The 21,101-nt window shown below is 52.5% G+C and carries 20 protein-coding genes and 1 tRNA gene; 12 read left to right on the forward strand and 9 right to left on the reverse strand.

The genetic code is table 11. The annotated features are described in order from the left end of the window. Positions 1 to 41 precede the first annotated feature (41 nt). The 3 genes from V0288_RS08740 (at position 42) to V0288_RS08750 (ending at position 1,949) form a co-directional block, all read left to right on the forward strand. A complete protein-coding gene (locus V0288_RS08740; protein WP_332864696.1) occupies positions 42 to 314 on the forward strand; it encodes a BrnT family toxin in 273 nt (90 codons plus the stop codon). Beyond that, positions 301 to 564, forward strand: a complete 264-nt coding sequence (locus tag V0288_RS08745) for a hypothetical protein (protein WP_332864697.1) — start codon at positions 301 to 303, stop codon at positions 562 to 564. Before V0288_RS08740 ends, V0288_RS08745 begins: the two co-directional genes overlap by 14 nt. A 296-nt stretch (positions 565 to 860) precedes the next feature. Continuing rightward, positions 861 to 1,949, forward strand: coding sequence for a linear amide C-N hydrolase (locus V0288_RS08750; protein ID WP_332864698.1), 1,089 nt, complete (start codon positions 861 to 863; stop codon positions 1,947 to 1,949). Positions 1,950 to 2,289: 340 nt separating this feature from the next. Here V0288_RS08750 and V0288_RS08755 read toward each other — a convergent pair whose 3' ends face one another. Continuing rightward, positions 2,290 to 4,218, reverse strand: a complete 1,929-nt coding sequence (locus tag V0288_RS08755) for a transglycosylase domain-containing protein (protein ID WP_422661936.1) — start codon at positions 4,216 to 4,218, stop codon at positions 2,290 to 2,292. A 154-nt stretch (positions 4,219 to 4,372) separates the two neighbouring features. Further along, positions 4,373 to 4,858, reverse strand: coding sequence for a pentapeptide repeat-containing protein (locus V0288_RS08760; RefSeq protein ID WP_332864699.1), 486 nt, complete (start codon positions 4,856 to 4,858; stop codon positions 4,373 to 4,375). A gap of 165 nt (positions 4,859 to 5,023) precedes the next feature. On the opposite strand from V0288_RS08760, the gene V0288_RS08765 reads away from it, so the two are divergent. Both V0288_RS08765 and V0288_RS08770 read left to right on the forward strand, forming a co-directional pair. Then, positions 5,024 to 6,541: a SagB/ThcOx family dehydrogenase gene (locus V0288_RS08765; protein ID WP_332864700.1), complete on the forward strand. Its 1,518-nt coding sequence runs from the start codon at positions 5,024 to 5,026 to the stop codon at positions 6,539 to 6,541. 108 nt (positions 6,542 to 6,649) lie between these two features. Further along, positions 6,650 to 8,131 carry a carotenoid oxygenase family protein gene (locus V0288_RS08770; RefSeq protein WP_332864701.1) on the forward strand — a complete coding sequence of 494 codons (1,482 nt, stop codon included), beginning with the start codon at positions 6,650 to 6,652 and terminating at the stop codon, positions 8,129 to 8,131. Between the two features lie 87 nt (positions 8,132 to 8,218). Here the strand turns inward: V0288_RS08770 and lgt are convergent, their stop codons facing one another. Continuing rightward, on the reverse strand, positions 8,219 to 9,106 hold the full coding sequence (gene lgt / locus V0288_RS08775; protein ID WP_332864702.1) for a prolipoprotein diacylglyceryl transferase: 888 nt from the start codon (positions 9,104 to 9,106) through the stop codon (positions 8,219 to 8,221). A 135-nt stretch (positions 9,107 to 9,241) separates the two neighbouring features. On the opposite strand from lgt, the gene V0288_RS08780 reads away from it, so the two are divergent. Beyond that, positions 9,242 to 9,322: transfer RNA gene (locus V0288_RS08780), tRNA-Leu, on the forward strand. Between the two features lie 83 nt (positions 9,323 to 9,405). On the opposite strand, the gene V0288_RS08785 is transcribed toward V0288_RS08780, so the two are convergent. Further along, the gene (locus tag V0288_RS08785) at positions 9,406 to 10,218 is read right to left on the reverse strand and encodes a hypothetical protein (protein ID WP_332864703.1); all 813 of its coding nucleotides are present in this window, start codon (positions 10,216 to 10,218) and stop codon (positions 9,406 to 9,408) included. An 855-nt stretch (positions 10,219 to 11,073) separates the two neighbouring features. Here V0288_RS08785 and V0288_RS08790 point away from each other — a divergent pair. Further along, positions 11,074 to 11,526 (forward strand): hypothetical protein, encoded by a 453-nt coding sequence (locus tag V0288_RS08790; RefSeq protein WP_332864704.1) that lies wholly within the window; start codon positions 11,074 to 11,076, stop codon positions 11,524 to 11,526. 6 nt (positions 11,527 to 11,532) lie between these two features. On the opposite strand, the gene V0288_RS08795 is transcribed toward V0288_RS08790, so the two are convergent. Further along, on the reverse strand, positions 11,533 to 11,949 hold the full coding sequence (locus V0288_RS08795) for a fasciclin domain-containing protein (RefSeq protein ID WP_332864705.1): 417 nt from the start codon (positions 11,947 to 11,949) through the stop codon (positions 11,533 to 11,535). 159 nt (positions 11,950 to 12,108) lie between these two features. On the opposite strand from V0288_RS08795, the gene V0288_RS08800 reads away from it, so the two are divergent. Then, the gene (locus V0288_RS08800) at positions 12,109 to 14,160 is read left to right on the forward strand and encodes an FAD-dependent oxidoreductase (RefSeq protein WP_332864706.1); all 2,052 of its coding nucleotides are present in this window, start codon (positions 12,109 to 12,111) and stop codon (positions 14,158 to 14,160) included. A gap of 66 nt (positions 14,161 to 14,226) precedes the next feature. Here V0288_RS08800 and V0288_RS08805 read toward each other — a convergent pair whose 3' ends face one another. Next, positions 14,227 to 14,397: a transposase gene (locus V0288_RS08805; RefSeq protein WP_332864707.1), complete on the reverse strand. Its 171-nt coding sequence runs from the start codon at positions 14,395 to 14,397 to the stop codon at positions 14,227 to 14,229. 286 nt (positions 14,398 to 14,683) lie between these two features. On the opposite strand from V0288_RS08805, the gene V0288_RS08810 reads away from it, so the two are divergent. The 4 genes from V0288_RS08810 to V0288_RS08825 all read left to right on the forward strand — a co-directional run bounded on the left by V0288_RS08810 (position 14,684) and on the right by V0288_RS08825 (position 16,502). Then, entirely contained in the window at positions 14,684 to 14,995 is a 312-nt protein-coding gene (locus V0288_RS08810) for a hypothetical protein (protein ID WP_332864708.1), read from the forward strand. Positions 14,996 to 15,044: 49 nt separating this feature from the next. Next, a complete protein-coding gene (locus V0288_RS08815) occupies positions 15,045 to 15,722 on the forward strand; it encodes a uracil-DNA glycosylase family protein (protein ID WP_332864709.1) in 678 nt (225 codons plus the stop codon). A 4-nt stretch (positions 15,723 to 15,726) separates the two neighbouring features. Then, the gene (gene rsmD, locus V0288_RS08820) at positions 15,727 to 16,266 is read left to right on the forward strand and encodes a 16S rRNA (guanine(966)-N(2))-methyltransferase RsmD (RefSeq protein ID WP_332864710.1); all 540 of its coding nucleotides are present in this window, start codon (positions 15,727 to 15,729) and stop codon (positions 16,264 to 16,266) included. A gap of 74 nt (positions 16,267 to 16,340) precedes the next feature. After that, on the forward strand, positions 16,341 to 16,502 hold the full coding sequence (locus V0288_RS08825) for a DUF2256 domain-containing protein (RefSeq protein WP_332864711.1): 162 nt from the start codon (positions 16,341 to 16,343) through the stop codon (positions 16,500 to 16,502). Between the two features lie 14 nt (positions 16,503 to 16,516). Here V0288_RS08825 and V0288_RS08830 read toward each other — a convergent pair whose 3' ends face one another. From V0288_RS08830 to V0288_RS08840, 3 genes are all read right to left on the reverse strand, one after another. Beyond that, positions 16,517 to 18,739: an FdhF/YdeP family oxidoreductase gene (locus V0288_RS08830; protein WP_332864712.1), complete on the reverse strand. Its 2,223-nt coding sequence runs from the start codon at positions 18,737 to 18,739 to the stop codon at positions 16,517 to 16,519. Between the two features lie 135 nt (positions 18,740 to 18,874). Beyond that, a complete protein-coding gene (locus V0288_RS08835) occupies positions 18,875 to 19,993 on the reverse strand; it encodes an ABC transporter permease (protein ID WP_332864713.1) in 1,119 nt (372 codons plus the stop codon). Between the two features lie 3 nt (positions 19,994 to 19,996). Further along, positions 19,997 to 21,097, reverse strand: a complete 1,101-nt coding sequence (locus V0288_RS08840; RefSeq protein ID WP_332864714.1) for an ABC transporter permease — start codon at positions 21,095 to 21,097, stop codon at positions 19,997 to 19,999. Positions 21,098 to 21,101: the final 4 nt, after the last annotated feature.

Here is a 21,101-nt window from a genome sequence, read left to right on the forward strand (position 1 = left end):
CTAAAACGCGCGATCGAAGTGAGCGGCGCTACAATAGCTTGATGCGGTATGATTGGGATGAAAACAAAGCGGAGCGCAATCTCTCAAAGCATGAAGTCTCATTCGAGGAGGCAAAAACTGTTTTTGACGATCCTCTCTATGTTGATTTCTACGATCCGGATCACTCGGAAGATGAGGAGCGATACCTTATTATTGGGGAGTCAAATCGAGGACGGTTGTTGATTGTATCGTATACCGAAAGAGGAGATTTCGTCCGCCTCATTAGCGCGAGAGAAGTTAGGCGAACCGAGCGAGAAGCTTATGAAGAAGGATAACTCAGAAATGGAAGACGATTTACGGGCAGAGTATGACTTGAAGAGCTTGCGAGTCAGAAAATTAGGTTCGGGGCGAAAAAGTTTTGGCACAACAACCGTGCGTCTAGAGCCAGATGTTGCCGAAATGTTTCCCAGTGCCGACGCGGTAAATGAAGCTCTACGTTTTTTGATTAGAGTGATGCGGCAAAATCAGTCACTCGTTCCCCGGATACAGTCTAACACCGCGTTGGAGCCGACCGAGGAGAGATAGCCCGATCGATGATCGGCTCGATCTCCTTAACAAAAGGAAATCCAATCTTTCCGATAACGACGGGAAAAGATCGATCGATTGTAAAGTTTGATGGTGTGGGGCGATCGATAGAAAAGCCGAAAGTTCCCCTAGTAGCGAGATACGCGGCATAATTTCCCCCTATTATTGCCGTCGGAGGCTATATAACCGAAGAAATCCTTAAAAATATCCCCGCGGGATGGTTCTCCAGGGAAAATCCGTATAACCTACCGTTAGGTAGCCGATACGATCCCCCGATACAGGAAGGAGCGAATACGATGAGAAAACTACAAAGATGCAGGAAACTAGCCATAACCGCGTTATCGCTCGTCGTCGCGTTCGCGCCGATCCGAGCGGTGTTTTCCTGCTCCCGCGCGATGTACGTGGGGCCCAACGGCATGATTGTTACCACGCGTTCTAATGACTGGATCGGATCGCAAGGAACGCACCTCTGGATGTACCCGCGCGGGTTGAAGCGGGACGGTGCCGGTGGCCCCGGCTCGATCGCCTGGACCTCGAAATACGGTAGCGTCACGACCGCCGGTTGGGACATCGCCACGATCGACGGTCTGAACGAAAAGGGTCTTGTGGCCAATGTTTTATATCTAGCGGAGTCCGACTACGGAAAGCCGTCCGTCAACGATCGCCGTAAACCCCTGTCCATAACCGCGTGGGGTCAATACGTGCTTGACAACTTCGCTACCGTGGCCGAAGCCGTGGAAGCACTGCGGAAAGAGCCGTTCTACATTGTTCCGGTTGAAACCCCCGACGGTCACGCGGGAACGGCCCATCTCTCCATTTCCGATCCGAGCGGCGATTCCGCGATTTTCGAGTACGTTAACGGCAAACTCGTCATTCACCACGCCAAAGAATATAAAGTGATGACGAATTCACCGGTCTTCGATCAGCAACTCGCTCTGAACGCGTATTGGGAGAATATTGGCGGCTCGACGATGCTCCCCGGTACGAACCGCGCGGCCGATCGATTCGTGCGCGCCTCCTTCTACATGGATGCCGTTAAAAAGACAGATGACACGAATGAAGCGTTAGCGGCGGCCATGAGCGTGATCCGCAATGTATCGGTTCCGGTCGGTATCACAACCCCCGGACAGCCGAATATCGCTTCAACCCAGTGGCGAACCATGTCCGATCAAAAGAACAAAGTTTACTACTTCGAGTCGGCGTTCAGTCCCTATTTACTCGCGATCGACCTGAAAAAAGTAAACTTTTCCGAGGGGGCGCCGGTCAAAAAGCTCGCGCTAACGGACAGATCGGCCCTGATCGTCGAGGGAAAGTTCATTTCTGGCGAAGTCAGCGACTATTTCCAACCGGCGCGACCATTTGAGTTTCTCGGCACGGGTCGGTAGAATCGAGTTACCGGGCCGTGTTCCGTTTATGTCTTTTCGATCCTCTGGAGCGCGTCCGTTCCCGGACGAATCGCTCTTCCTCGATGACCCGACTCTCGGAGCGGTCGAGATCGATTGTTGACACGATAACCATTTTCGAGCAACGCCAGACATCCCGATGACGCTCGCGCGGATTCAACGCGTCGGGGAGGGGAGCGAACGCCGGGGCTTTCAAACCGCTCCGGTTGGCTTGCCTCCTGCTAGAGCCGCTATCTTTAGAAGAGATCTGGCGAGCTTACCGACAGCGTTTCGGGGTCGATCGCCGGAATCTGCTTTAGCCGTGTCTATCCACTACGGTTTTTCATTTCACCGTCGGTTTGCGGAACTTGGACGGGGCGGGGAAATACTCTACCTTTTCGTTTTTTAAAGCCTGAGCCATGAAATCGCGCCAGATGGGAGCGGCGAAATGACCCCCCGTGATGCCTTTCCCCAGCGTACGGTTATTGTCATCGCCGATCCAGACCGCGGCCGCTAACTGCGGAACGTAGCCCACGAACCAGACATTTTTCTCGTTATCGGTGGTTCCCGTTTTCCCGGCCGCCGGACGACCGATTTGGGCCGCTGTCGCCGTCCCGCTATTGATCACGCCCTGTAGCACCTGCGTTAAGGAAGCCGTCGCCCAGGGATCGAGAACCAGTTTCGGTTTCGGGGTGTTGTCGAGGAGAACGTTGCCCCGGCTATCCGTAACGCGCATGATGAAGGTGGGGTCGGAATGCCAGCCGTTACTGGCGAAAGTGGCGTAGGCTCCCGCCATTTCCAACGGGGTTACATCCACCGAACCGAGCGGTAAGGACGTGACGGCGATCAGGGGACTTTTGATACCGAGAGTACGGCAGACCTCGATCACCTTATTCACCCCGACGCGACGACCGAGAACCACCGCGGGGATGTTGGTGGAGTGAATTAACGCGCTCCTCAAACTCATCGGCCCGGAGTAGCCGCCGCCGTAGTTTTTCGGGCTATAGAAGCCGTCGGCCTCCCGGAAGCGTACCGGCGCGTCGTTGATCATCGTTTCCGGGGTAAAGCGACCGCTGGCGAAAGCGGTGTAGTAGACGAAGGGTTTGAACGCGGAACCGGGCTGACGGCGGGATTGAATCGCGCGGTTGAGTTGGCTTTTTTTGTAGTTGACCCCACCGACGAGCGCTTTCACGAAATGGGTACGCGGATCGACCGCGACGAGGGACACCTGTAGATTTTTGGTGGAGAGTCCGCGACCGCGGAGGGTGTTGTAGGCGCGTTGGATCGTTCCCTCGGCCATGTTCTGGAAATCGAGATCGATCGTGGTCTGAATCCGCATTCCCCCTTTAACCAGGGTATCCCTGCCGAATTTCTGCCGTAATTCCGCCGATACCGCGTCGGTGACGTAGGGTAATTTACTGGCTTGCCAGGCGGTGGGTTGACCGAGTTTCAGGGTTTTTTTCTTGGCGGCCTCTTCCTCTTTGGGGGTGATCCAACCGAGTTCGCGCATCCGGGACAACACGAGAGCCTGTCTTTCTTTTGCGACCTTGTAATTGTTAAAAGGACTGTAGACTTCGGGGGCCTGAATTAATCCCGCCATCATCGAGGCTTCGGCGAGATCTAATTGAGACGCGGGTTTATTGAAATAGCTTTTGGCGGCGGTCTGCGCGCCGTAGTTGTTATGACCCCAGTAGATGTTATTGAGGTACATTTCCAGAATATCATTCTTGCCGAACACCTGTTCTACTCGAACGGCGAGGACGGCCTCGGCTAATTTTCGGGTGATGGTACGCTGGTGGGAGAGAAAGATGTTTTTGACTAACTGCATCGTTAGCGTGGAAGCCCCTTCGGCCACGCCGCCACTTTTCAGGTTGACCATTACCGCCCGACCGATACTGGTGGGATTGATGCCGTGATGTTGGTAAAAATGGCTGTCCTCGATCGCCATGACCGCGCGTTTGAGTTGGGGGGAGATCTGATCGAGTTCGACCACTTCCCGGTTCGCTTCCCCGTGAAGGCTGGTCAGCAATCTCCCCTTCACGTCGTAGATGTAACTGGTTTCCGTGGGAACGTAGCTACCGAGAATCCGGACATCGGGTAGATTGCGATAGCTGATCGCCAACCCGACCATCGCCCCGGTCACGACGGCCGTGGACACCATCAGAGTGCCGAGGATCGTTCCCCCGGCAACTTTCGTAACGCCTTGCCAGAAGCTTTTCTCGGGAACTTCCGGTTTTTGTTGGTCTTGATTACTGATTGCACTGGTGGACACGGTGATCTAGTTTCCTCACTGTAACGGGGGGGGCGATCGAGCGAACGGATTTATCTATTGTAAAGGGGCTTCGGAAAAATTGAATACTAGCTTATCCTATCGGGCGCTTTTGTCGATCGGGAAAAGTACCGGATTAGGGCGAGGGGGCTAGGGATCAAGGACAGAATAGAGTATCTCGGGTGTTCCGCCCCGTGACCGGATTGGTTCCCGTCGCGATATCGCAGAGATATTTCTCCACGTCGGAACGGATAATCGCGTCGGTAAAATCGGCCCCGTCGATCATCGCGCCTTTAATTAAAACATTCGTGGCGAAGACTCCTTCTAACACCGCGTCGGTAAAATCGGCGCGGGTTAAGCGCGCGGATTCGAGATCGGCGTTTCTCAGGTTCGCCCCCCGAAAATTCGCCCCCTCTAGATTGGCGGAAAAAAATCGTACCCCTTCCAAGTTCGCCCCGTGAAAATCACTACCGCGCAGGTTGGCGTGATCGAAACTACCGTCGCGCAAGTCCTGCCCGGAGAAGTCGCTCTCGGCGAGGTTACGGTTGTTGTAACTGATCGCCCCCGCGGGGGAGAGAAATAGGGTGAGCGCCAGGAGAGCGCCGAGGGCGATCGATAGTATCGGACGGAGGAATCTAACCATATTCTGAATTCTGAAGGTCTCGATCGAGCGTTACCCAACCTAGGATAAACCCCCGGCGCGGTACTACGGCAACCGATCGGCGGGAAAATCCCCCGATACTTGTAAAATCCCGGTAAAGTGTCTTAGCGTTAAAGAAAAACCCCCGGATAGTTCCCCCGCGCCATCATGTCAGACCAGCCCGTATCGATCGCCCGCTACTACCACGAGCGTACTAAATACGACCCGCGCACGATCGCCTCGAAAAATAAGGCTCTCGATTGGAGTCAACAACCGATTCCCTTCAAAGAATATAAATTCGGTCAGACCTTCGATCTCAAACCCTATCTCTCCCGACAGGAGAGCGATTCCGACGGGGCGGTATGGCGGCGGCTCTCCCGTCTGTTCGGTTGTAGCTACGGGTTGACCGCCAAGATCCCGACGATGGGCGATCCTCTCTACCTGCGCTCGGCTCCCTCGGCCGGCGGACTGTATCCGGCGGAAATGTACTTGATCTCCCGCGGGACGGAGCTTTTACCGCCGGGACTCTATAATTATCAACCCCAGAGCCATTCCCTACTTCTGTTCTGGGAGAACGATGTTTGGAATCAACTGCAAGAGGCTTGTTTCTGGCAGACTCCCCTAGAAAACACCCGTCTCGCGCTCGTGACGACGGCGATTTTCTATCGATCGGCCTGGCGGTACGAGGATCGCGCTTACCGGCGTATTTTCCTCGATACGGGACATTTATTGGGAAATATCGAACTAGCGGCCGCGATTAACGACTATCGCCCCCATCTGCTCGGCGGTTTTCTCGATCGGGCGATGAACGAACTCCTGTACCTGGACGGGGAAAAAGAGAGCGTGATGACGGTGATTCCCCTCGCCGACCTCCTCGATTTCCGGCAACACCTCCCCCGCGGCATTACGGCCCTTCCCTCTCCCACCACCACCCTCTACCCGGAAATTCCCGACGGGGAACTGTTAGAATCCCTCCATCAAGCTACCCGGATCGAGTCGCCCCCGGACGCGGAGCCGGCGGAACCCGAGTCATCCTTCCTAGGAGATAAATATAATTTTCCCTTCTGTCTGAAAGTTCCCGTTAGCTCGCGCCCGATCGATTGGGGCGAGGAGTCGATCGACCTCGAAAGTACCATCCTAAAACGTCGCTCGACCCGTTCTTACAGTGGCGCGGGTTTAAGTCTCGACGAACTGCGCGCCCTCCTACACTTTACCTATCAGCCGGAAGATTACGCGACGCAAAATCTCGATCCCGCGCCCGATTATTTCGATCTCGATCGGTTAGAAACGTTTATCGCCGTTTCTTCCGTGTCGGGACTGGAGGAGGGGTGTTACTACTACGCCCCGAAAGCGCGGGAATTACGCCAGATCCGTTTTAAAAATTTCCGCGAGGAGTTACATTATCTCTGTTTGGGTCAGGAATTGGGACGGGACGCGGCGGCGGTCATTTTCCACACCGCGGATCTCGAAAAAGCGGTGGCTAAATACGGCGATCGGGCCTACCGTTATTTACACATGGACGCGGGCCATCTCGGACAGCGCCTCAATCTCGCCGCGATCCATCTCGGCCTGGGAGTGAGCGGTATCGGCGGATTTTTCGACGATCGGGTGAACGAGGTACTGGGAATTCCCACGGACGAGGCGGTTATCTATATCACCACCCTCGGCCGGCCCCGCGTCGGGTGACTCGTAGAATTCTCAAAGCGATCGAGATTTCCCGCCCTACGGACATCGCTCCCGTCTCCCGTCCCACGTTAAGCTATGTAAAGTACAGGACACGCGCGCGCGACACTTATGGGAAAAACCACCGCGATCACCGAATCGATCACCGAAAAATCCTATAACCGACAAGACTGGCAAAGAGGCTACGAATCCCAACCCGACGAGTACGATTATCCCGTCGGGGAGATCGAGGGACAGATTCCCGTCGAACTCCGGGGAACCCTCTTCCGCAACGGGCCGGGTTTACTCGACATCGGGGGAACGCCGATCGCCCACCCTTTCGACGGCGATGGTATGATCAGCGCGTTCACCTTCGACAACGGCCGCGTTCACTATCGGAACCGTTACGTCCGCACCGAGGCGTATATACGGGAAAAAGCGGCGGGAAAACCCCTATACCGGGGCGTTTTCGGCACGATGAAGCCGGGGGGATGGTGGGCGAACGCTCTCGATTTTCGGCTAAAAAATATCGCCAATACTAATATTCTCTACTGGGGCGATAAACTGCTCGCTCTCTGGGAAGCGGCCGAACCCTACCGCCTCGATCCGCGGACTCTCGACACGATCGGGCCGGACTATCTCGACGGTATCTTACAGGAAGGCGATCCTTTCTCCGCCCACCCCCGTATCGATCCGGGTTGTCTTTTCGATGACGATAGGCCCTGTTTGGTTAATTTCGCCGCTAAACCCGGATTATCGAGTCAATTTACCATTTTTGAATTCGATCGCGCGGGAAAATTACTCCGCCGTCACTCCCACAGCCTCCCCGGTTTTTCCTTCATCCACGATTTCGCCATTACCCCGAATTACTGCATTTTCTTCCAGAATCCCGTTAGTTTTAATCCTTTTCCCTACTTACTCGGTCTAAAAGGCGCGGGCGAGTGCGTGACCTACGAGGCGAATCAAAACACGCGAATTATCCTGATTCCCCGTCGTCCCCCTCACGAGGACGTGAAAGTAGTCGAGATCCCGTCCGGGTTCGTGTTCCACCACGCTAACGCCTTCGAGCGCGAGAATACCGTCTGTATCGACTCGATCTGCTACGATTCCCTCCCGCGAGTCGATCCCGATAGCAGTTATAAAGAGGCAAATTTCGAGGCGTTAGATCCGGGGCGTTTATGGCGGTTCACCGTGGATTTACAGGCTAATTCGGTGAAAAAAGAGTTAATCGAGAGCCGTTGTTGTGAATTTCCCACCCTACACCCCGATCGAGTCGGCCGCGATTACCGTTATCTCTACATCGGCACCGCGCATTCGCCGACGGGAAACGCCCCCTTACAGGCGATTTTAAAGCTGGATCTGCAAACCGGGAAACGGCAGTTACACTCCTTCGCGCCGAGAGGATTCGCCGGCGAGCCGATCTTCGTGCCGAAACCGGGCGGAACCGAGGAAGATGACGGTTGGCTGTTAGCGCCGATGTACGACGCGGCCAAACATCGATCGAGCTTGGTAATTCTCGACGCGAGAGACTTAACGACTCCCGTGGCGATCGCTCACCTAAAACACCATATCCCCTACGGTTTACACGGTAGTTGGACGGGGGAAGTGTTTTAACGAGATAGAGGAGTTTTTTGGTGGAAAAGGGGAAGGGGAACAGGGAAAAGACTACTTTTAAGCCCTTTATCCTACCCCCTACACCCTTTAAAGTTCCGAGGTGGCGGAGCGGGAAACGTCGGGAAGGGGGCGATTCAGCTTGTAGAGCCAGAAAAGACCGAAAAGACCGAGAGCGATCGCCCCTAAACTGACGATCTGCGCCATTTTCAGAGGGCCGAACAGTAAACTATCGGTGCGTAGTCCCTCGATCCAGAAACGACCGCAACTATAAGCGACCGCGTAAACGAGCGCTAACGTGCCGACTTTCAGCGTACCCGGACGTTTTAAGCCGCGGAAAAAGAGCCACAGCAGGAGGATAAAAACGCCTAGGTTCCAGATCGATTCGTAGAGAAAGGTAGGGTGGAAATAATCGACGGAAACGTATTGTAACGGTCGATTTGCGGGCGGGATGAACAATTTCCAGGGGAGATTCGTGGGAGCGCCGAAAGCTTCGGAGTTGAAGAAATTGCCCCAACGGCCGATCGCCTGGCCGAGAATCAGGGAAGGAGCGACGAGATCGAGCAACTGCCACAGAGAAACGCGGTGATAACGGGCGAAAAGCCAGGCGGCGATCGAGCCGCCGATAATCGCGCCGTGAATGGCGATGCCTCCCTTCCAAATGGCGATAATATCCGCGGGGTGACTGGCGTATTCCCGCCACTGGAAGAGGACATAATAGAGACGCGCCCCCGGAATCGCCCCGATTACCAGCCAGATCGCGAGATCGCCGATCAGCTCGGGATCGATCGAGCGACGTTTGGCGAGGTACTGCGAGAGAGTAACGCCGAGTAATACCGCGGTCGCGATTAAAAATCCGTACCAGCGAACCGAGACGGGCCCGAATTCAAACAGAATGGGGCCGGGGGATCGGAACACGAAACCGAGTAACGGAACGGGTAACGAGAAAAAATTTCCGTCGAGTAGATGGTCGAGCATACACGCGCCTCCCTGTACCGAGAATCCTTTTAAATAGGGTTTTGTAGCTTATGAATTCGCTTATTAACGAGAAAATATTCGGAATAGCCCCCCACTTATCCTATCGCGTGTTATGATAGTAATCGGTGCGTTCTCGCGGATGTGGCGGAATTGGTAGACGCGCTAGATTTAGGTTCTAGTGTCTTTGATGTGTGGGTTCGAGTCCCTCCATCCGCATGAAAAAATCGATCGAGCCGGTGACTTCTCTCGATCGATTCGCTGTATACATAGGAACGGGATTCTGTCAACCCCCGATCGGGCTAGAGATATAACCACGGGAGCAGGGAGCGAGACAGGGAACGAACGGCGAATTTTACCCGTTCGGGATGACTATCGTAGTTTTTTCCCTGAAAATGTCCCGCGATCCCCGAGAATCGCGGCTCGATGGGAAATCGCTTCAACACCTGCGTCGAGGGAGCGGCAAGCTCGATCGCGCGGCGGTACTGATGCTCGCTATAAAAGCACCCCTGCCGATGCCGAGCGTGTAGGGGTTGAATGTACTCGTGGTAAAACGATTTCCGGAAGACTAAAAATCGGGTATCCGCGTAGGGGATGGAATCTTTCACTCCCGTGATTTGTTTGAAATACGGTTCTTTAAAATCGCATAAACAATCGAATTCTCGATCGATATTCGTTAATATTTCGGTTAAATTTAACAGGTAAATTCTACCGGTGATTTTACCAATATAAGAAGATTCCCGGACGAGATTCGATTGTAAGACTCCCTGTTCGATCAATAAATTTTCCCCGTAGCCCTTGCCGAACGCTCGGGGGAAATGATTCGCGTTTAAGGAAATAAATTCTACTTGTTTCCGATCGGGGTTTTCCGTGGCCACCTCTCGCAATCGATCCAACGGCCAGCCCGAATTCTCCACGAAGAGAATTTTAGTAACGCGAGGATGGTTATTCAGGTAATAGCGTAGGGAATTACAATAATCTTCCTGGCGTTGTTCGGGGACGGTGGGATAGGCTTTCGGCATTCCCTTGATGTCGATCGTTGCCGTTAATAGTAAGACAAAATCTCGCTCGATCGATAACGAACCACTAGAAGAAGAACGGGGAGCGACTAGCATACAGGATGATTTCCGGAAACGATAGTTCGCGTTTCTATCTACGCGAGCGGTCGTAATTCAGAATATTTAAAAATACAGGAGCCTTCATCCCTCGCGAGGTTGATGTCTCTCGATCGACGGTGGGATCGGAGTTTGAAAAATATCTTGTAGCAGAGAACACGGGAGAGAGATACGGAAAATATGTCAAATATGCCCAATCTATCCCATGACGAAAAAATGATAATTAAAATATCAAAAATTGTTATAAGTTGACTAGATTTTGACAGAATAATGGGGATGGATTCGAGTAGAAAATGGCCGATAACTCCGCGAGCGGGTCGCGCTAGAGAGCGGGATCGAGGCTCTGTCCTGACCGATAGACCGGGAAAGTCACCGGCCTTCGGTCGGGGGAACAGGGAACGGGCAACGGGAAATCGTAAGAACTTTTGGTCGAATCCAAAATTGGTTGCCTGTTCGTTTCTAAGGGCCGACCAACGGATCGGAAGTCCCGTCTCCTCGGGGCGATCGCGTCTTCTCGGGGTTTCAATCCCCGAGAAGATGCCTTCCCTGTTCCCTGTTCCCTTTAACCTCAGAATCGATCGAGATTCTAACGCCTCGAAAAATCCGACCTTCAAACGCTCCGGCTTTCCCGTCGAAAAGAACTTTTAGGCAAGTGAACCGGGGGTAAGTAAAGTAAACATTCGATCGCTATCCGCGTCGCGGGAATCGGTCGGTCTAGAGAGAAAAAATTTTTGTCAACCGGACAGGAGACAGAAAAATAAGCGCGGGATCGATCGATCCCGACCGCGGAATTTCTTGTCTCTAGTCATTAAAATAGAAAAAAACTCGATCGATACCCTAGTAGGAAATCTTGTGATGAAACCCTATCGCGCTCTCGCCATACCCTTACTCGTTACCCTCGGCCTGTCCTTTCCCGTCTCCGGACCCGCGCAAACTCCCCCCGCGTCCACCTATCAACCCGGCCCCTGGCAACCGGTCGCGAGGGTAGACATAAAGCGTCCCGTTCGGATAAAAATCGTCAATAACACCGATATAAACCTAGATTACGATCTATCGGCTAATATCGATTCTTCCCCGCAACGTGTCCAACCGGGGGAAAGTACCACCCTGCAAGATTTCACCATTCCCGCGTATATTCTCATCAATCGTTCCGAATCCCCGTCGAGTCGCGATGTGGCTAATTTACGCTTCACTGTCGAGGTGGGCGCGGATAATACCGCCATCGTTACGGTGACGAAGACGGCTAAAGGCGAGCCGGGGTATACCACTTTCAACCTCAACAAACAGGGAGCGATTTATATTTATTAATCCCCGTCACTCCGTCAGCACTAACGCGGGACTTAATACCGTATCGATAACGTGAATCACGGCATTATCGACTAAAATATCGGGGGTAATCACGGTCGCGTCGTTCAGTTTAAATTTTCCCCCGTCTCTCTCCACCGCGATAACCGAACCTTCCATCGTCATCACTTCCGTGATTTGGGCGAGGTCGTCCGATCGAACGTCGCCGAACCCGATATGATAGGCGATAATCCGTTTCCATCGGTCCGCGTCCTCTCGGGAAATCCGGCGGAGATTTTCGGGAAGGCGATCGAACGCCGTGTCGATCGGGGCGAAAATAGTAAAAGGCCCCTCCCCCCGTAACGTTTCCGCGAGTCCCGTCTCTTCCAGCGCCGCTCGCCATCGTTGCAGGTTCGCGGTGTTCTCGATCGAATTCGACATGACCATCGGTAGTCTAAAGATTATCCCCGTATTGTAAAAACGCGCGACCCTTCCCTACATCGATCCTAAGCTCGATCGGGCCTTCTAGAAAAGGGAACAGATCCCCCGCGATGTTTATCAAAGAAACTGGAAACATTCATCTTGAAACATAGATAGATCTCGATAATGCTCTCGAAAATTGCCAATAAACGTTGGAAACCCCTAAAATCCTTACCCATAGGGGTACTTCTTCTCCACCTCTTCACCCCCTTCGCTGACGCGACCCCCCCTAGAGAACCCGAGAAAACCGTCGATTGCGATATTCTCGTCGTCGGGGGAGGATTATCCGGTTCCGCGTCCGCTTACGAGGCACTACTATCCGGAAAAACGGTCTGTATGACCGAAATTACCGACTGGGTGGGGGGACAGATATCCTCTCAAGGAACCTCCGCGCTAGACGAGAGACGAACCCAGCGAGAAAAACTCTTCTTCCCCAAAGGCTATCTAGAATTCCGCGAGCGTATTAAAGACCATTACGGCAAACGCAACCCCGGAGAATGTTGGGTAAGCGGTTCCTGTTTCCTACCGCGAGACGGCCATCAATTACTCTTCCAACAACTACAGGACGCGGCCAAAAAAGGCAAGGGAACCTTTAAATGGTTTCCCTCCACCGTCGTCAAAGATTTAAATATCGAAACCCTTCCCAACCGGGGAAGCGGAACCCAAATCACCAGCGTTATCGCCATCCAACACTCCCCCGCGAAAGGAACCCCCCCGCTCAATACCGAATTCCTCTCGCGGAAGATAGAGGATATGTATCGTTACGAGAACTCCAGTCGTTTCGAGAAAACCATTATCCGCTTCGTCCCGAAATCGAAAAAAACGAATCAACTGGCCGATTGGTACGTCATCGAGGCGACGGAAACGGGGGAAATTATCGGATTAGCGGATATTCCCTACCGTTTAGGCATCGATCCCAAGAGTTATCTCGAACCCTCGTCCTCTAGCGTTACCGGCGACCCCTACTGCACCCAAGGCTTTACCTACACCTTCGCGATGCAGGAAACGGATAAACCGCAAACCCACGAGAAACCCGGTTACTATGACCGTTACGCGCCCTATTTCAGCTACGAACTCCCCCGATTAGCCGATTTCGACCTCGTATTCGCCTACCGCCGTATCTATAGTCCCCGACTCGGCAACCAGAAAACCTTTGGCGGTATCACCTTTAACGAACCCGTCCCCGGTGACATCTCCATGCAGAATTGGACGTGGGGGAACGATTACCGTCCGGGAACCTCGCGGGATAATTTCATCTACACCCGCGACCAATTACAACAGATGGGGCAGTTATCCCCCGGTGGCTGGATGGGAGGACTGCGGACGGAAACCCTCGCGCGCGGGGAAGAACACGCGCTCTCTTACTATTACTGGTTAGTCGAGGGAACCACCGATTCCCAACTCGGGGACGGGGTGAAAGTTCCCCACCCGAATAACCGCTATCTCTCCGGACTCGATTCGCCGATGGGGACGGCTCACGGTTTATCGAAATATCCCTATATTCGCGAGGCGCGACGGATTATCGGCCGTCCTTCCCTGACGTTTAAAGATGGTTTTACCGTCACCGAACTCGATATTTCCCGACAGAACTATCAGTCGGATTTTTACCGTAAGAACTTATCTCCCGACGAGTATCGCCGCCTAATCGCCACTATATCGGGTTTAGAAGGATTTTCGGTGTTAGACGGCACGTTATCGCCCGATAAAGCGGTGAAGCGTAAACGCTCTACGATTTACCCCGATTCCGTGGGTATCGGTCACTACGCGATCGATTTTCACCCCTGCATGACCGAATCTCCCCCAGAAAAACCGGGAAATACGGAAAAAGCGGGAGAAAGGCAGGGACAGGGGCAAGCTTATCCCTTTGAAATCCCCTTGCGGGCGATCATCCCCCAAAAGATAGATAATTTGCTGGTAGCCGGGAAAAGTATCGCCCTCAGCCACATCGCGGCGGCGGCCTATCGCGTCCATTCCTTCGAGTGGTCATCCGGCGCGGCCGCGGGAATCACGGCGGTTTTCGCGCTGAATAATAACGTGCTTCCCTATCAGTTAGTGGAGGGTGATTTTCTGGCGGGAAATAAACAGTTACAGGCACTCCGCCGAAAATTAGACGAGTCGGGCAATCCCACCATGTTCCCGGATACCTCGATTTTCCAGAGTACCGAGGATTGGTATTAATCCCGATTTCCCGGAGTTCTCATCGGGATACGGCCGGTTGACCTCGCCCCGTAACGGTCGGGCGGGTCACGCCACGGAATCTCCCGCGCGGGGAATCCACGGGATGCCGTTCATCGCGGTACGGTGGTCTCTCGCCGGTCGTCCGCCTCGGGGACTCGGTTCGGGCAACAAGGATTTTAACCGTTGCCATTGTCTCTCGGTTAGGTCTTTAGGGGAGATCGGATTACCTTCGCTCACGGTTAATGAACGGTCTCGAAATACCGGTGCATCTGTTCTAGCGAGGGCGTGTTTGCAACCCCCTCGCCTCCCGAAAAAAACTCGGTTTCCCACCTAAACCATGATGCTCCGACGCTCTCTAGACGAACACTATCTCGCCAGAGGTCATCGAGCGCTCTAGGAAGTGGGAACGCCGATAAAACGCCGAAAATACCCCGGATTAGATTTCGTCGCGGCGATCGGGCCGAATCGGTCTAGAATGGACTGGAATTAAAATGTAACGTTTTATTTACCGGTCAAGAACAACGTGAAGTATTTTTTTCTGTCGGCGGGATGGACGATCGGACGGGTGTGGGAGTTCGGCGGTTTATGGGATCACGCGAATACCTGGCGGCGGCCGCCGAAGATAACGCGTCGGAATCTCGGGATTTTGGAGGGAGAGCAGGTTTTATGGCTCTACGAGGTGGAAGACGCGGTGATCATGTTGGAAGTCGCGCCGGGGAGTACAGCGATCGCCGATACCGTCCCGACGATCGGCCAGGTGGTTCTCAAGCGTCTCATCGACGCGGAAAAGGTACTGGAAATCCTTCAGGAAGCGGAAGAGGTGATCAAGAAATAAGGGAAATTACGATAGAATGGAAACCCGTTAAAAGTCGCGAAGAGAACGAATGTCAGATATTGCCACCCTGATCGATCGAGTTCGTCGAGAGGCCGAACGCGAATCCTTTCCCATCGATACCCCCATCTACGAATCCGCGAAAAAAGATCCCCGACAACCCGTCCTTTACGCGGGCAATCTGGAGAGTCAACTGTGTTTTTTCGGCCGCGATTTGGGACGCGATGAAGTGCGCGAGGGACAGCCGTTGATCGGGGCGGCCGGAACGCTCGTTCGCGAGGGATTTTTTCTCGCGTGGCAGGGACGGAAACCGAAGAATAAAGCGGAATTGTTAGCGGTTCTCGATCGGATTTTCCTCACCAATACCGTCCCCTACAAACCGCCGGGAAATAAAGCGTATTCCGAAGAAGTGAAAGCGCGATTCCGACCGTTTATCGAACAGCTTCTCGTCCTGCACTGGCAGGGGGATCACATTATCACGCTGGGGACGGAAGCCTGTAAATGGTTCACTCCCTACGGCAAACCGGGGGAAGTCGATCGCTTTTTCCTCCAGGGCGATCGCTTTTATAACAAACTGCGAATCACGTTAACCGCGACCGACGATGCGGGAGTTTCGCACCAGAAGCCCGCGGTTTTAATGCCCCTACCCCATCCTTCCCCTCTCAACCAAAGATACTACGCGCTTTTCCCGGATATGCTTCAAAAACGATTGAACGATTTTGCATTTTAAGTGTATGAAAATCCACGGTTCCCGATCGCTAAAAACTCTCCCCGGACAACTCACCCGTCCCACCACGGCGAGGGTTCGGGAAGCGTTATTTAATATCTGGCAGGGATCGATCTCCGGTTGTCGCTGGCTGGATCTCTGCGCGGGTAGCGGGGCGATGGGAGCGGAAGCGTTAAGTCGAGGGGCGGGGAAAGTTATCGGCATCGAACAATCGGGGAAGGCTTGCGAGGTTATTCAACAGAATTGGCGGAATGTTGCGGATTCCGATGGGAAGTTTCAAGTTCTACGCGGTGATGCGGTGAAGTATGTAGAGAGGTTAGCGGGCGAAAAGTTCGATCGGATTTATTTCGATCCTCCCTACGAGAGTGGGTTGTATCGATCGGTTTTAGAGGCGATCGTTACCTACCGATTACTAGAGGAAAACGGGGAGATCGCCGTTGAACACGATCCGAAATTCTGGACAGCGATCGAGATCGAGGGATTAACCATTTGTCGGCAGAAAAAATACGGTAATACCCATTTAACTTTTTATCGAAACGCTGAATAAAGGGGAACAGAAACTCTCTAATTGTTGGGTTTTACTTTACTCCACGCGATCTACTTGAATCCCGCGAAAAGTGTATGGCACGACATCGATCGAAATCCGACCTCCCGAGTAAAATCTGTCCCGTCTGCGGTTTATCCTTTACCTGGCGGAAGAAATGGGAACGCTGTTGGGACGAGGTGAAGTATTGTTCGGAACGCTGTCGGCGGCGAAAAACGTCGGCCAACGAGGGGGAATGAACGGTTTTTTTTCCCTAGATTCTCTCCACGGAAACCATCGCGTTATAGTCGGGAACTCCTTCGAGGGAACGTTTACTTTTATCGAGTAATCCGTTTCCTTCCGGCCAGTGAACCTGTAAATTACTCGGTTTCACCGGTGCGGTGTAAATATTACCCTCGTACTCGCCGAAGAGATTTTTTAATCGCACTCGATCGCCTTCTTTCAATCCTAACTTTTCCGCGTCCGCGGGATTCATCAAAATCGCCTCCCGTACCGCGCCGGTAATCTGATCCCGTTTCTCCTGAACCATACTATTAAACTGTTTCCCGCGACGACTGGTAACGAGAAAATAACCGTCGGGAATCGGTTTTTTATCCGAGGTTAACAGGGAGAAATTCGCTTTGCCGTCGGGAGTATTAAATTTCCAGCCGAAAGCCAGATGCGCGCCACCGTATTGAAATTGATCGCCCGCTTCTTTCAGGTGTTGAATTCCCGCGTATTGGGGGACAATTCGGGCGATTTCTCGGCGTAGTTCGGCGGTATTTTGATAGGTTAATTTATCGGCTCGATCGGGCCGAACCCGACGCGCTAACTCTAGAAAAACTTCCCACTCCGATCGAGCTTCCCCGATCCGTCCCGTTTGGATTTCCGGGCTAAAGATCACCCGTCTCTCGGTAGTGGTTTCCGTCACCCCTCCCGCGATTTCGTAGCGAGTCGTCGCGGGAAGTAAAATCACCGTTTCCTTCGGTTCCAACAACATCTGATTCGACAGGATAATGTCGTAATGAACCCGCAGGGGAATCTTTAATAACGCCGCTTCCACGTATTCCGGATCGGGGAGAACTTCGAGGAAATTTCCCCCGACGGAAACTAACACGTCTAATTCTCCTTCCGCCGCGGTATCGATCATTTCCGAGGCGATTAATCCCCGTTCGGTGGGTACGCAAAAGCCCCATAATTTTTCCATCTCCCCGGCGGTTTCGGGGGTGATCGATCGACCCCCTGGAAACACCGTCGAGTAACAGCCCATTTCCGCGCCACCCTGTACCCCGGAGTGACCGCGGATCGGCATTAATCCGCATCCCTCGCGCCCGACAAAACCTTTCGTGAGCGCTAGATTAATAATGGCTTTTACGTTATCCTCGCCGCATTCGTGTTGGGTAATCCCCATACTCCAGACGAAAACCGCTTTATTCGCCTGACCGACCATCTCCGCGAACGCGTACATTTCCTCTCTCGACGCGCCGGAAAGGGTTTCTAATTCTGACCAAGATAAGGATTGTAAATAAGCTTGCAATTCGTCGAACTTGTTGGTATAATTATCGACAAAATTGCGATCGAGCCAGTCATTTTCGAGGATGTGTTTCATCACCCCGTTCAGGAAAGGAATATCGCCGCCCGTGTTAATTAAAAAGAAATCCTCGGCGAATTTCGTCCCGAATAACGCGCTCTCGGGAATCGAGGGAACCCAATAGCGTTCCATACCGGGTTCGCGATAGGTATTGATCACGACGATGCGAGTTCCCGCTTTTTTCGCCCAGTGTAAATATTTCACCGTTACCGGTTGATTGTTCGCCACGTTCGAGCCGATAAATACCAGTAAATCCGTGCCGATCCAATCTTTATAAGAACAGGTAGTCGCCGCAACCCCGAGAGTGGATTTCAGCGCGCCGGTACTGGGAGAATGACAGATTCGCGCCGCGTTATCGACGTTATTCGTGCCGATCGCCCTCGCCGCTTTTTGTGTGGCATAATAAGTCTCGTTCACCGTGCCGCGACTGGTGACGTAGAAACCGATTTTTCGCGGGGTCGTCTGCCGGATGGAATCGCTAATCGTTTCTAGCGCTTCTTCCCAACTAATCCGACGGAATCCCTTATCTCCCTTATCCCGACGCATAGGATAGGGTAATCGTCCCATTTCCCGGAGTTCGGCGCTCGTTTTGCCCTGTAATCGGGAAACATCGCTCAAAATCCCCGGATCGAACGCGGGCATCGTGTTCAAGCGCAGTAACCGTAAGCGCACGTTGCATAGGTGCAGTCCGTCGGTCGTCCAGTCTTTCATCCCCGTCGTACCGAGGGAACAGCCATCGCAGACCCCCCGATTCAGAATCTCCCACGCGTAGGGAAATTCGTCGATATTCTCGAAAACGGCGCGGAATACTTCCCAATAGTTGTTCGGGTACTGTTCCCCGATGCCGAAGGGCTTCCAACTCGCCCAATTTTTCGGATTCCAGAGTTTGTTAGGTTTGGGTAGCATAGTAGACGGGAGACGGAAGGCACTCCCCCATCTTATCGCGGATAGATAAGACCTCTCAAAAAAGTACCTAATCGTCGTCTATACACGCTTACGAATCAACGAGGAGCGCGAGAGTTTTATTCGTCAATCAGGGGATTAGCTTAACTGATTGCGGAAACGGGTCGCGCTGATGGTTAAAAGGACGACCGCGAAACCGGCCAACGCGAGCGCGTGAATCCATAACGCTTCTAACCCGACACCTTTTAAAAGAATTCCCCGGATGATGGCGATATAGTGTCGTAAGGGATTCGCGAGAGAGATGTATTGAAAGAATTTCGGCATGGTTTCGATCGGGGCGATCGCTCCCGACAATTGTACCATCGGTAGGTTGATAAAAAACGTGGTTAAAACGACCTGTTGTTGCGATCGACAGAGGGTAGCGAGCATAATTCCCACCCCGATACCGACGAAAACGTACAGGCTAGATAATCCTATAAATAGGAAAAAGTTTCCCCGAAACGGGACGGCAAAAATCACTCTTCCAATAGTTAAGGCTAAGAAAACATCGCCTAATAATAGCATGAATAACGGGACGACTTTCGCTAGTAAAATCTCCCAAGCGGAAGCGGGAGTCATTAATAATTGTTCGAGAGTTCCGGTATCTTTTTCCCGAACCACGGTGATCGAGGAAACGATCGAACCGATCAGAGTTAACACCAATCCCATCACTCCGGGGACGAAAAACCAGCTACTACTTAATCCTGGATTGTAGAAAAAGATCACGTTTGTCGAGACGGGAAGTTCCGAAGTTTGATTTCGATCGCCCGTTCCGAACGCTTGCACGATCTGATTGATATAACCACCGGATATGCCCGCGGTATTCGCGTCCACCCCATCGATAAAAACTTGAACTTCCGCGGTTTTGCCGTTAGCTATATCCCGACTGAAATCAGGAGGAATAATTAAACCAGCGGTTAATTCTCCTGTCTCTACCTGTCGGGCTAAGTCCTTCTCGTTAAAAGTAATCAGATCCGCGTCAAAAATCCGATTTTCGGTAAAAGCGGCTACCAGCGATCGACTCTCGGCCGTTCCCGCGTAATCCACCACTCCCAACTTAATATGATGGACATCCGGATTGAGTGCGAACCCGTAGATTAATAACTGGAGCGTCGGCGGAACAATTAATAGAAATATCAACTGTTTATTTCGTAAGATTTGCCGAAGCTCTTTTCGGGCTAACGCCCAGAATCGACTGGTAAAAAATTGAAGTAACATCTTTTAATCTCCTAATTGCATTCGAGATAGAGCTTTTCGAGCTACCATAAATAACCCCATCCCTAATAATAAGATAATGAAAACGCTCGACCCGACACTCGGCCATCCAATTCCCCGAACGAAAGCGTCTCTCGTGATCTCGATATAATAGCGCGCGGGAACGATATTAGAGACGAGGGATAACGGGAAGGGAATATTACTTAACGGGTAAATAAATCCGCTGAGTAATAAAGCGGTGAGGAATCCCACTAAAGAAACCCCTTGTACCGCCGAATTCTGATTACTCGTCCGCGCGCCTAACATCAATCCGAACATAACGGCCGCCCATAAATAGAAGAGAGTTCCCAATAGTAACGGGGTCGGATCGCCCGCGAATTGTAATTGAAAAACTAGACTCCCTAAAACCATCACCCCGATCGCTATTCCCGACGCGACGATTAAATAGGCGAGAGACTTACCGAGAATCAATTCCCCCGCGCTCAAATCGGAAGCGTACACCTGTAAAATCGTTCCCTTTTCCTTTTCCCGTACCATCGCAATCGCCGACAACAGCGAGGGGAAAATCCACAAGACGACCGCGTAAACTCCCGGCACGATATACAGCGATTCCTTACGTCCCGGATTGAACCAAAAGCGGATTTCGGTTTGAATAGGAGTAGATTCAGTAATCAGGTTTTCCGCTTGAAGAAAAGACCTTGTGGTGGCTTTAATACTATTGCGGATCACGCGGGCATTGTTGGCATCGGTTCCATCGACGATCGCCTGAATTTCCGCGGTTTTATTCGCTTTCACCCTCCGACTAAAATCGGGGGGGATAATCACGATCGCACGGGCGATACTTCGGTCTAACGCGACTTCCGGATCGCCTTCCCAAGTGACGGGAGTGAAGAAATTGGTCGCGAACAGTCGATCGCTATACTGTCTACTCAGGACGGATCGATCGAGATCCTGAACGAAAAGCGGAATATCCTTCGCCTCCAATCGGATCGCGAAACCGAAAATAAACAAAGTCATAATCGGTAGGATAAACGCGAGCGCGAGAGTGAGACGATCGCGACGGAATTGCGCCAGTTCCTTCCGACATTGGGAGAGAATTCTTTTCATAACT

Source organism: Pannus brasiliensis CCIBt3594, assembly GCF_036688125.1.
Lineage (GTDB): Bacteria > Cyanobacteriota > Cyanobacteriia > Cyanobacteriales > Microcystaceae > Pannus > Pannus brasiliensis.